Annotated in this window: 10 protein-coding genes; all 10 read right to left on the bottom strand. The window is 36.9% G+C overall.

Translation table 11 applies throughout. The annotated features are described in order from the left end of the window. Positions 1 to 415: hypothetical protein (locus tag PHP06_09135; protein MDD3840716.1), on the bottom strand; the 415-nt coding region annotated here is incomplete at its 3' end. Between the two features lie 64 nt (positions 416 to 479). Beyond that, positions 480 to 953, bottom strand: a complete 474-nt coding sequence (locus tag PHP06_09130) for a hypothetical protein (GenBank protein ID MDD3840715.1) — start codon at positions 951 to 953, stop codon at positions 480 to 482. A 15-nt stretch (positions 954 to 968) separates the two neighbouring features. Next, the gene (locus tag PHP06_09125) at positions 969 to 2,654 is read right to left on the bottom strand and encodes a serine/threonine-protein kinase (protein MDD3840714.1); all 1,686 of its coding nucleotides are present in this window, start codon (positions 2,652 to 2,654) and stop codon (positions 969 to 971) included. 21 nt (positions 2,655 to 2,675) lie between these two features. Beyond that, positions 2,676 to 3,494, bottom strand: coding sequence for a serine/threonine-protein phosphatase (locus PHP06_09120; GenBank protein MDD3840713.1), 819 nt, complete (start codon positions 3,492 to 3,494; stop codon positions 2,676 to 2,678). Positions 3,495 to 3,555: 61 nt separating this feature from the next. After that, a complete protein-coding gene (locus PHP06_09115; GenBank protein ID MDD3840712.1) occupies positions 3,556 to 5,073 on the bottom strand; it encodes a hypothetical protein in 1,518 nt (505 codons plus the stop codon). Beyond that, positions 5,054 to 6,535: a glycosyltransferase family 39 protein gene (locus PHP06_09110; GenBank protein ID MDD3840711.1), complete on the bottom strand. Its 1,482-nt coding sequence runs from the start codon at positions 6,533 to 6,535 to the stop codon at positions 5,054 to 5,056. The genes PHP06_09115 and PHP06_09110 overlap by 20 nt, the downstream gene beginning before the upstream one ends. A 12-nt stretch (positions 6,536 to 6,547) precedes the next feature. Then, positions 6,548 to 8,044, bottom strand: coding sequence for a DUF6382 domain-containing protein (locus tag PHP06_09105; protein ID MDD3840710.1), 1,497 nt, complete (start codon positions 8,042 to 8,044; stop codon positions 6,548 to 6,550). A 13-nt stretch (positions 8,045 to 8,057) separates the two neighbouring features. Then, positions 8,058 to 9,359 (bottom strand): WG repeat-containing protein, encoded by a 1,302-nt coding sequence (locus tag PHP06_09100; GenBank protein ID MDD3840709.1) that lies wholly within the window; start codon positions 9,357 to 9,359, stop codon positions 8,058 to 8,060. 9 nt (positions 9,360 to 9,368) lie between these two features. Then, positions 9,369 to 10,052, bottom strand: coding sequence for an A24 family peptidase (locus tag PHP06_09095; GenBank protein MDD3840708.1), 684 nt, complete (start codon positions 10,050 to 10,052; stop codon positions 9,369 to 9,371). 24 nt (positions 10,053 to 10,076) lie between these two features. Continuing rightward, positions 10,077 to 11,330: a hypothetical protein gene (locus tag PHP06_09090; GenBank protein ID MDD3840707.1), complete on the bottom strand. Its 1,254-nt coding sequence runs from the start codon at positions 11,328 to 11,330 to the stop codon at positions 10,077 to 10,079. Positions 11,331 to 11,368: the final 38 nt, after the last annotated feature.

Below are 11,368 nucleotides of genomic sequence, written 5' to 3'. Positions count from 1 at the left end.
CATCTTCATCAGTAACAATACCTGTTAAAACAATAGTCTCAACCATCATAAAGATAGGTACTATATTATTATCTTTACTAACTTCCACCTCACCTTCAACTTGTGCATATCCTTCTGCTATGACCTTGTAGTTAACTTTTATAAGTTCAGACTCTAGTCTCTCAGAAAACTGATTAAATACTGCTATCCCATTTTCATCTGTTTCTGCCTCAAACTCTTCATCTAGAGCTGATACCTTAACTAATGCTCCTTTAATAAGATTGTCACCGTCTTTTACTTCAAATCTCACTTCATGAACTAGTTCTTCGCCTTCTGCTCTAACATATGAAGCATGGTTAGCTGGAGTCATACCTAGTAAAATCATTATTGTTAAACACACTGCTAAAATTCGGTTCCAAATTCCATTTTTATTCATAATCCTTACCCCCTGATAATTGGTTTGTCTAATCAATAGTGCTTTATATTTATAATTAATCTGCCTATTCTATAATCTCAGTACTATCAGTATGACTTATTTCAAACTCAATAGAAAACATACTACCGGCCTCTTGTTCTGGATCAGGATAAAGTACTGTTGTTTCATTTGCCACCTTGAAGTCTTGATCTAATACAGTCGTTTCTCCCGAGTCATTTAGCTGCTCAGTAAAAATCTGAGGTAGACCTTCATATGTCACGATATTATCTGCCTTGGATACTAGCTGTCCCGAAATAGTTAGCTTGTCCGTAATCTTCCCACGAGCAATATTAACTGGGCTTGGCTTGTACACCTTTTTTCCTGTTTCTTCATTCTGTTTTCTTATCCGTTCTATATTCTTTTTTGCCTCTACCCCTGTAATGTCTCCAATAACCCTTGGTATTTTATAGACAATGAAGAATACAGCACTCAAAACCAGCATTATTGCCGCAATAATAAAGCTTATCGTTGAAAGCATATGTAATGTTTCTACTGACATTTGTATCTCCTTTCTTCAAGAGCCAAAGGCTATATTGATAGCGTTTATGGTATCATCAAGTAGGGATATTGTTTTTTCCTGCTTTTCACTAGTTATATCAGTTGTTGTGTCAATTTTTCTGATATTTTCTGACACAGTATTAAACATTAAAATTAGGCTATCCTTATCTACCCCATCAGTCTTAAATTTGGTGGCATACTGTTGTAGTGAACTTCTAGCTAGCTCATATAATTCTAGTTTTACAATCTCACTTTCATCATCGTCCTCCACCAGGCTAATTAACTCCTGAAGGTTTTCAAAAAATGGTTTGTATAGACCCCTATCGTTAGCCTCGATTGTTTTTATTGATATATCTCTATAAAAGATACCTATGTCTCTATAAACCTTTGCCATGTTAAGGTTTGCAAAGCCCTCTGGGGCATGGTTAATCACATCGTCAAACCATTCTATGGCACTTATCATGCGGGTTATTTGATTGTCATTTGTACCACCGTATTCATAGTAATACCAAAATAGCTTGCCAATTTCAAAGCAAACTTCCGCATAGTTTTCTTGATATTTTTCTAGCTCATTTACCTTGTTCTTTATATGTGTTACAAGCAGGTTTTGCTCTTCGATTGTAAATACGTTATCGTTTTCTTTAAATGTATTGATTAGACCTAAGTATGCAGCCTTATCTCCGCCCTTGTTTGGAATATCTAAAGCACTTTCATAGTATTTTATTTTTTCGTCATAGTCTGGCGTCCTAGATGCGGAATATAAGATATTTGCATATGTATCACTTGCCATTTGTTGTGCAACACTGTTTAGCCCTATGCCACCTAAGAAAAATAGCAAGGATGATACTAGCATGGATATAAATATGTTTAGTTTTCTTTTTTGTGTCCTCTTGTACTCATCGTCAATCTTTTCATAATGCTCTAAAGCATACATTAATTCTGCACAAGATTGATACCTATCATCTGGATTTCTCTGCACACATTTTTGTATTATTTTCTCCAGCCCACTAGATAAACTAGGGTTAATTTCTCTAATTGGTTTTATCTCATAAGGTGGCTCACTTGGGTTGCAGCCAGTTACTAGATGGTATAGGCAAGCACCCAGGCAGTAGATGTCTGTTCTAGCATCAGTCTGTCCTTGGCCACCAAACTGTTCCGGTGCTGCATACCCTATGGTACCAAGGCAGGTAGTATCAGCTAGGTTCCTCTCCTTAAACTCTCTGGCAGTTCCAAAATCAATCAATGTCAAATTACCATCTGGCTTGAGCATAATGTTAGCAGGCTTCATGTCCCTGTATATTATGGGTGGAGTCCTAGAATGTAAATAGCCAAGTACATCACATAGTTGCTTTGCCCATTCAATAACATATTCCTGAGGCTGGGCGCCAAACTCCTCTATAGTCTTTGACAAGGGGTTCCCCTCTACATAGTCCATCACTATCAAAAAGCTGTCTTTATCCTCTATGACATCTATAATACTAGGTAGATTTGGATGTCTTAGTCGCTTTAGCATTTCAGTTTCGACTACCAACCCCTGCTTGACTGCTTCAAAATCCACAACGCCATCCTTGCGCACTTCCTTTACGGCCCATGTTTTATTTGCTCTTTCATTTATAGCCATATAAACAACACTCATGCCGCCTCGGCCTATCTCGCTTAGGATTCTATATTTCCCATCTATTAATGATCCTATCTTTAACATCTTTTTTACCTCTACATTAATTTAGTATGTTCTAACTGCTATAACGGAAATATTGTCTCTTTCTAATCTATCCTTGTTAAGCTGTATAAGCATATCCATGTTAGCTTTCATCCTATTTGGGTCTGACATTTGAGAGGGCTGCATATATGCATATATTTCCTCCTGGCTAATCTCATGCCTAAAGCCGTCAGAACAGAGCATATACACGGTATCCTTTTTTGTGACTCCGAAAAACATATCAGGATATATATGGTCTGATGCCCCAATACACTGTAGGAGGACATTTCTTCGACTGTCTACCGCTGCCTCTTCCTTTGTTAGTCTGCCATGATCTATCTCCCTAGCAACTAGTGTCTGGTCCCTTGTAAGAATAGTGACCTCCTTATCTATCTCATAGGCCCTTGTATCGCCTATATTAATAATGTAATATCTGTTGCTTGTAATTAGCATTGCAGTTAATGTAGTGCCTAGGCTCACACCATGGCTTTTACCATAACTTTTTATTTTCTCATTGTACTCGTCTGCAATACCCACCCATGCCCTTCTTATGTCACCATCACTAATTCCAGTATTACAAAGCAAAGGTAGCTCATTTATTAGCCATTTGTTATAGGCGTTGACTATTGTGGCACTGGCCACTTCTCCCTTTTCAAGCCCTCCCATACCATCACACAGGACAGCAAAAACCATCTTCCCAATTGAAGTATTGACTACCTTTACACTTAGACTGTCCTGATTCTTTTCCTTTGTGTTACCCCTGTCTGTTGAAGCTTGTACAATAAAATTCATGGATTTAAGAGTTCTATAGCTTGTCCTACAAAATTGATAGCTGAACTCCACTACACCCCCCTTTTTTGCATGCATGTAAAGTGTTACCCTCACCTAATCTTTCAAGCCATATCTAGCTAGAAGGATTGACCCTAAAATATCCAGAAGTACTATCCTCATAAAGGCATGTAAACCTATCAGGATGGCTTATCAAATATGCGTACAAGGGTCTATGCTTTAATATCAATATTCCATCAAACTTATATTTAAAAAGTAAGGCTTCCACATCTACATACATAGTATCTGCACCCTTGTTTGCCCTCTCCAAATAGATAAGGCTTATACCATCTGCCATAATGTTTTCTGCTGCATATAAATCAGCTCGAGCATCAAAAAAAACTAAAATATCATTATAGATAAGCGTCTCACCAGTGTTGTAGTCATTGAATATCCTAGCAGGTGAGTCTTTTTTTATTTGCTCAATCATATCGTCTGAAATTACTGTTCTGATAGGTTGACCGTTTTTTATACTGTCTACTACCTTAACTGCACTATATCCAATTGGTACTAATAGCAACACTAGACACGAGCATACTATGATCTTTTCTGATGCTTTTTTTATCTTCTTTACCTTTAAGGTTGGTAGATATCTAATGGCGCAAAAACTTGCTACTATATACCAGAGAATTATGAACCTAGCGCTTCTAAAGAAAAGAAACAAGAACAAGCCCATAACTGTTATATCTATCAATCTGATTTTCCTCTCCTCTACTAAAAAACCGATAGTCATTAGTAGGATAGGAAAATAATAGAGTATAAGAGCACCAATATCTTTGGCATCAGGTGCTTGCCACTCACTTATAACTGTCATCATAAGATTATCAGTCAAGCTATAATAGGGATATACAAATACTTTTAGGCCAATAGGATTAATCAGTATCGACAAAACAGTAACAATTGACACAAATAGTAGCCTTGTCAAAGCTTTATTATTGATACGCCTTGCTTGTATTCTGCCATAATCAAGGTTTATTGCTGCTACTACTAAAAAGACAAAGCATAGTATATAGGCCAGGTTTGATGAACCTCCATGCAAATTACTCCAGAGACAGCCAATAAGGGGTACTAGATATATTTGCTTACTATCTGGCTTGTCTATATAGTTATACAGTATTTTCAGCTCAAAAAATAATAGGAAGTAGCTAAACACATGGGGTCTACCATAAAAAAACAAGCTAGTTACTACTGTAAATAGACTAAAGAAGAATCCAGCAATTAACAGGTTCTTTTTTATATACTCTTTAGCCTGGGCCATAAGCAATACAATCATCAATAAAGCCAATAGGATCGATAGTAGGTATATACCTATATCCCCTAATGTAGAATGTACTCCATATAATATCAGGTCAGAGAGCCACTCGTGAGCAGTCCATGGAATAGCTAGTTCCATACCATACCAGGAAAAGATGTCTGTAGTAGGAATCGTGCCATGCTCGCTTATCCACTGGCCTACTTTTACGTGCCACCAAAAATCGTTACCACTAATCCCTTGGGAAAAGCAGTATAAAAAAGTAGCAGCTATAATTTCAATAATAAGGATTATAGGGATCAAATGAAGTAGTTTTATCTTTTTATCGTTTATAGTATGCATAAAAGCTTGATACCTCTCCAATTTTCCGGTATTTTGATTTTACTTCATCTATAAATTCATAGTGGGCTTGATAACCAAGGGTGGAGTTATTCCCCCTTACTAAGATAATATCGCTCTTGTTTTGCTCTAATAAGTCTTGTACAGTCTTTTTCCCAATATTGCCCACAAGTAACATGTCAAAATCCTTATTACACCTTTCTAGGGGAATCATATATATGATCCCATACTCATCTGCGACTACAACGCTATAGCCATCCTCTTCCATTGCTTTTATATAGTCAACCAGGGTCTTGATATTATTTTCTAGGTCAATATCTATCGGTAGGCCCTCTAGCTTATTCACTGAACATAGCTTGTAGTTATCAGCTGATGGGTAGACACTTATGACTAAGCCTACAAGTACTATAGCCGGTAAAGTACAGCAAATAGCCTTTTCAAATAATTTAACAGGCCTTGGATTATACAATAGTAGTAAGCACGGAATAAATGGTACAATAGCTACAATAAAATGCACATAATCACACAGGGGGAAAGCAACCGAAAGTCCCGCAATAGAAAATGCAAAGAATGTTAGGTATACTTGGGAGCTTGCACGCTTAGCTATTTTACTATTGATATACAGGGCAATTGTTATAACAGGAAATATTCCGAGCAAAAAAGCTACAGGGGAAGATAAAATAAACTCAAAATACGAAGTCCTATGAGTAAACTCACCTATACCAAGGATTGCATAGTCAATGAACTCATAGATAGACCCATTAATAACCATGAAAATAGTAAAAGCAATTATGGGAACAAAACTAACTAGCCATCTATGAACTTTTGCCCTCAATAAGCTCCTATCCTTTGCTACTGATACAAAACACAAAATAGTGTTTGTTAATATAAAAACTATCCCAGTGCTTTGCTTTATAAGGGGCATCATCCCTACTAACAAGCCAACCAACAAGTCATACTTATAACTGTTTGTACTGCCTGAACTAATAATCCTATACTCTAGGCATAGTATTATAAGTAAAAGTAAAAGGTTTAGATTGTTATAATTGTAGACCCAAACTATAAAATTTAAGGCAAAGGCATAGCTTGCTGATACCCAGGCCATGATACTGTTATTAGTAATCTTTTTGCACAAGTTATACAAGATGCTAAAGGTTGTAGCCAAAAAAATAGCTGACACAAACCTAAACCCCTGTAGGGTGTTTCCAAATATTTTTAGGAAAAACCCGCTTATGTATGCTGCCAAGGGTGTCTGAACCATATTAAAATCAAGATATGGCAGTCGACCATCATGTATATTCCGTGCAAAATTATAATTCCACAGCTCATCACCATCCTCTATTGGTTTTAGGAAAACACCCAATGACATAATAATAAATATCATGTAGGGGAGAATTACGATAAATAACATTAATGCTTTTTGCATCAAATTCGTCTTACCTGCGGTTACACCTCTTGCTTGCATATAGTGGTCCACCTAATAAAGATTAAATACAAAGACCTCATTTGCCAGCCTTATCTTATCGCCATGTTTTAACTCTGTTTCAACATTACTTTGAATCATTACATCATTTATGAATGTATGGTTTGTTGAATTGGTATCCATTATATAGTAGGAGTTATCCCTAGTTATAAGGTTGGCGTGACTGCGGCTAACTGCAGTATTGTCACTAATAAAATAATCAACATAGCTGCGTTCCTTACCAATTCTAAATACAGGCTTGTCTATCATAATCTTTTCGTTGTTCTTCACACGGAACAGGAAAGGAGCTACAGGCTGCGTTTGCTGCCCTGCATTTAGCACAGTAGTTTCTCCAATTACTCCTCCTAGAACAGTTGTTTCTCCAAAGCTCATAGGCCTGTTCTGGGGCCCTGGCTGAGAAGTAGACACCCCCTGCCTTATAGGCGGACTGGCTTGTTGAGCTACAACATGTTCTGGTTTTTTAGGAGTAGGGTTTTTTTGTGTTGGGACTGCACTTGGCATCTTTACTTGTGTGGTCGCTTGCGGTTTGACTTTAGCTTGTGCAGGCTCTACATTAGCAGCAGCTGTACCTGGTACATTAAAGGAGCTATTATTTACAGGTTGCATCTTTGCAGCTTGCCCCTTATTTGCTTTTCTTGCTGCCTTCTGTTCCTTATACAATGCAGCATTTTCCTTGCTATAATTCATCATCAGCTTTAGCCAGGTCATCTGTTTTTCCCCCTGGGCAGTTGCTTTTGACACAGGTTTAGTAGGCACTGCTTTAGCCTTAGGAGTTTGAGGGGCAATAGGAGCTTGCTTAGACACAGGCCTGCTGTTAATAGCTGCAGCTGGAGCTGCTGCCTTTTCAGTATTTACTGAGTAGCTAGCTTGATTTTTAACTACTGTTGTCAGCTTGGGCTGCTGAGCTTGTTGCACTTCTTTTTCAGGCCCCTTCTCATTACTGTTGATAATCTCATCGAGAATGGCCTTAAACTCTACTAAAGAGAAGACTGGTGAACTATTTAAAAAGTTTATTATTTTTGCTACATAATCACAGTTCTCACTTTGGTCAAACTGAGTACTAAACATAATATTTTTAAAGAATTGACCTATTTCACTATGCTTTTCCTCATTTTTGATAATCGGCAAGCAAATCAAGCTCGCTTCACATGTTGATACATCAACAAAGATATAGTCTAGATCTAATAAAATTGAATTAATGTCAAGCATATAATCCTCAGCAGATAACATACCGACTACTATACTGTTGAATACCCCTGTCAGCCTTTTTTTGTTTACATACCCATCGAAAAAATGCTTGACTGATACTTTAGAAGTAACATTGTATCTGATGTACTTTGAATTATCCATTTGTGTGAAGAAGGCCGGAACCAGCCCGCTTATTTTATTGTTGGTCAGCATCCCTAAACCCGTAGTATCTAGGGAATCATTGTCCCGGATCTTGTATACCAAATAGGTATTTGTTCCTTGATTTTCAAATGTAAAGCTCATAATCCTCTACTCCTTAATGATTATATTTAAATAAGCGCAGTAGTCTCCACTCTTGATTCTGAAGTACGAAGACACAGCCAGCTACATTAAAGTCCTTTGCATCATCAAATTGTGGATCAATAACTATGTTATTGTCCATATCTATAAATCCCCATTTGCCAGCAAATTTTATGGCGGCGTAGCCATTGGAAAAGCTTCTTGCATCCTCATATTTAGGCTCTATTTTTATGTTCCCATCTAAATCTACAAACCCCCATTGTCCATCTATCTTAACTGCTGCATATGTGTCATCGTTGAAAATACGTGCATCTTGGAACTTTTGATTAGTAATACTATTACCCTTTGTATCGATTAAGTGATAATAGTAGTCAGAGTATACAAATACACGATCATATCTACTCACTACAAGCTTGTCGTCCATGACTACTCCATCATAGGTAAATGGTGACAAGGCCTTACCATCACGGTCAACCAGGGACCAATTATTGTCCTTCATAACGGCCGCAACACCATTGCCCATGGCTGAGACTTCTTCGTATTCACCAAAAATATGCTCATTGTCATCATTATAAAAGCCCCATGAACTACCGTTATATAGCGAGAACACACCATTTTCAATAAGCCCTAGTTTTCTTACGTTCTTTAAATCTAGTACTACCTTTCTTTTGTTTCCATTAGTATCAATAAAATATGCTTGCCCGTTACTATCTATAACTGGAGCTAGTTGTCCAGAATGATAGCCTGCTTCTATAAACTTATTACCTATCACTTTTTTACCTGTTAAATCGACATAACCCCATTTATCTTCGATTTTAACTGGACAAAGACCCATACTGTATATCCCTACATCACTAAACTCATGGTTAAAAAAATATTCATACTCTATTTCACTTATCAATTCGTCAACAAGAGTAGAGGATAGGTTTCTTTTTTCAATAATATCCAAGAGCTTAAAGCTTGCTACATAATCAGCTTGCTTGATATATAAATCCATTAAAAATTCATAGCCGATAATCTCCATTGGATATTTATTGATAATTGTATTACCCCACTCTGTAGCTTTTTTTATTTGTTCTGATTCTTTATAGAACTGACCTATCTCTATATACAGCTCTATATGAGGATTAATGCTAAGTGCTTTAATATAGTTTTCCTCTGCATCTACTTGTATATCTTGTTTCCTATAATCACGTGCCAGCTTCAAGTACTCATTATATTGCAATAAAGCATTGGCTTTTGTGTCATAGAGCATGTAGATCGATAAAATGAACAAAGCTACCAAGACAATAGGGACTACAAACTTGTAATTCTTCATTCTGCTACCTCACATTCCTGTCAAACATATAGATAAAAACGTTCCAATCGTTATTGCTGGACCAAAAGGGATTGCATCCTTCCTAGTCTTTCTCTTTGTTATTAGGAGATAAGCTGATATAAAGAATGAGACAATTAATGAAAGAAAGATTGCCCCCCATATACCTTCTAAGCCTAGGAGAAAACCCATCAGGATAAATAATTTCATGTCGCCATAACCGATGGAGTTTTTTAGACCCAAGGTACAAAGTAGAGCTGCAACCAATAAGGCCAAAGCAGCAATCACCTCCGATAGAAGAGACATCCACACTAAATCACTTTGATATATAAGTTCGAAAAAGAATATGATAAGGCGATAAACTAAACCTAGTATAATAAAAATATTAGGTATCCTATATGACCTATAGTCCACAATCGCAATTGGCCAAAGAAGGCTTAGGAGTGCTACACTTTTCAAGCTTTTAGCAATACTGTTATCCTTGTATAGATAGCTAAGTAGAACAGATATAGAAATCGTAATAATGGTCATAAGAATACTATATATAAATACTGATTTAGTAACTGTTTTCCTTTGCTTTCCGTCTACATCTGTATACTTAGCCACTTTAGGATTTTCATCTAAATCTCTTACTAAAAATATAAAGCTAATAATACAAAGAACAGTAGTGACCACAGGCAATATCCATCCTGCCATTTTTCGTTCACCTCCCCTGGTTATCTAACTTCCATCTTCCTTTTCTTCTACCGCTTCAGGTGTGGGGCTACCATAGCCTGTTTTAACTTGTACTTTAACACCATATGTACTCTCAAACTCAGCTACTGCTTGCTGAACTATACTCATATCAGCATTATCAGGTACAACTAGTACTATCTTAAAGGTCCTAGAAATCTTATTAGATGTTATAGGGACTGTCATACCGCCTCTATCCTGTACATTAATATTTTCATCTAGCCTAGAGACTTTATTGTACATATCGTTAAAAGTGCTACTAAGCCTATTCTTGATACCTCTTGAGGTCTGGTAACTTGCCGCATGTGTGTTAATCGATGTTATAGTTATAAATTCATTAACCCCACCAACATTGTTATATGCATCGAAACCATTTCCACTTGCTGTATATGTGTAGTTTTTCTTTTCTTGAGCAACTATATATTTACCCCGGTATCGATCATTTTCATCCCAAATAGTACTCTCAGCAGAGGTTGGCTCTTGTGATTCAATTTTACTTATACCATTCCCCCATGCTGTAGTCTTTGCACATTGTCTAAAGGTAAATGTAAAATCTATGTTCAAAAGCTTTATAACTTCAACATCATATGTGACAACTAGCTGTATCTGATCAGAGGTACCGTTAGCCATCAAAGCAGAATAATTAAAGTCAAGACCATCTAGCCCATCAACGACTCGATAACGTCTAAGAAAACGATCAGGGTCATCTCCCTTATAGGCCTTAAGGTTCTTTTCCATAAACGCTTTGGCAAGAACTTGTCCAAGAAAAGCCTTCATTTTTCTTCCTATCTGATCGCCAGCCATTTTCCCCATTCCAATAATAAAACCTTTAGGGTCATCTTTAAGTTCTTCAGCATACATTGAAACAAGGCTAGTTACGCTAGTAACACCTTCTTCTATATCCAATATCAAGTCATCGAAGTTCCTAGAGTTAAAATTGTTTTCAGCCTCTGACATTGAGTTTAAAAAAGTCCCTATACCATCGATTGTTTGTTCAGCAGTTGCCCTCTGTCTTTCTGTACCTTCGGTTAACTTAGCTTCCACTTTATTAACACCTAGCTTGTAATAGAGGTAGGAATACTGAGATATCTCTTTAGCAGCAGAGTTAAGGGCTATACTCATTTTAGCTTGTATATAGAATATGTTAACGATAGTCAATATTGTAAATATGACAAATACGAATGCAGTTAGCGACAGTGTTGCCTCAACAACTATCGCACCCCTTTCTCTACCCCTTCTCATGTATTCTCACCCTCCTATCACCTATACTCTACTTTCAT

It is taken from the genome of Clostridia bacterium, from assembly GCA_028698525.1.
Lineage (GTDB): Bacteria > Bacillota > Clostridia > JAQVDB01 > JAQVDB01 > JAQVDB01.
The sequence above is the reverse complement of the archived record's forward strand: the minus strand, read 5'-3'. Positions and strand labels throughout refer to the sequence as shown.

Excerpts from the sequence above, each read along its gene's own strand:
- PHP06_09095 (MDD3840708.1), bottom strand. The coding sequence starts at position 10,052 with ATGGCAGGATGGATATTGCCTGTGGTCACTACTGTTCTTTGTATTATT.
- PHP06_09105 (MDD3840710.1), bottom strand. The coding sequence starts at position 8,044 with ATGAGCTTTACATTTGAAAATCAAGGAACAAATACCTATTTGGTATAC.
- PHP06_09130 (MDD3840715.1), bottom strand. The coding sequence starts at position 953 with ATGTCAGTAGAAACATTACATATGCTTTCAACGATAAGCTTTATTATT.
- PHP06_09100 (MDD3840709.1), bottom strand. The coding sequence starts at position 9,359 with ATGAAGAATTACAAGTTTGTAGTCCCTATTGTCTTGGTAGCTTTGTTC.
- PHP06_09115 (MDD3840712.1), bottom strand. The coding sequence starts at position 5,073 with ATGCATACTATAAACGATAAAAAGATAAAACTACTTCATTTGATCCCT.
- PHP06_09110 (MDD3840711.1), bottom strand. The coding sequence starts at position 6,535 with ATGCAAGCAAGAGGTGTAACCGCAGGTAAGACGAATTTGATGCAAAAA.
- PHP06_09090 (MDD3840707.1), bottom strand. The coding sequence starts at position 11,330 with ATGAGAAGGGGTAGAGAAAGGGGTGCGATAGTTGTTGAGGCAACACTG.
- PHP06_09125 (MDD3840714.1), bottom strand. The coding sequence starts at position 2,654 with ATGTTAAAGATAGGATCATTAATAGATGGGAAATATAGAATCCTAAGC.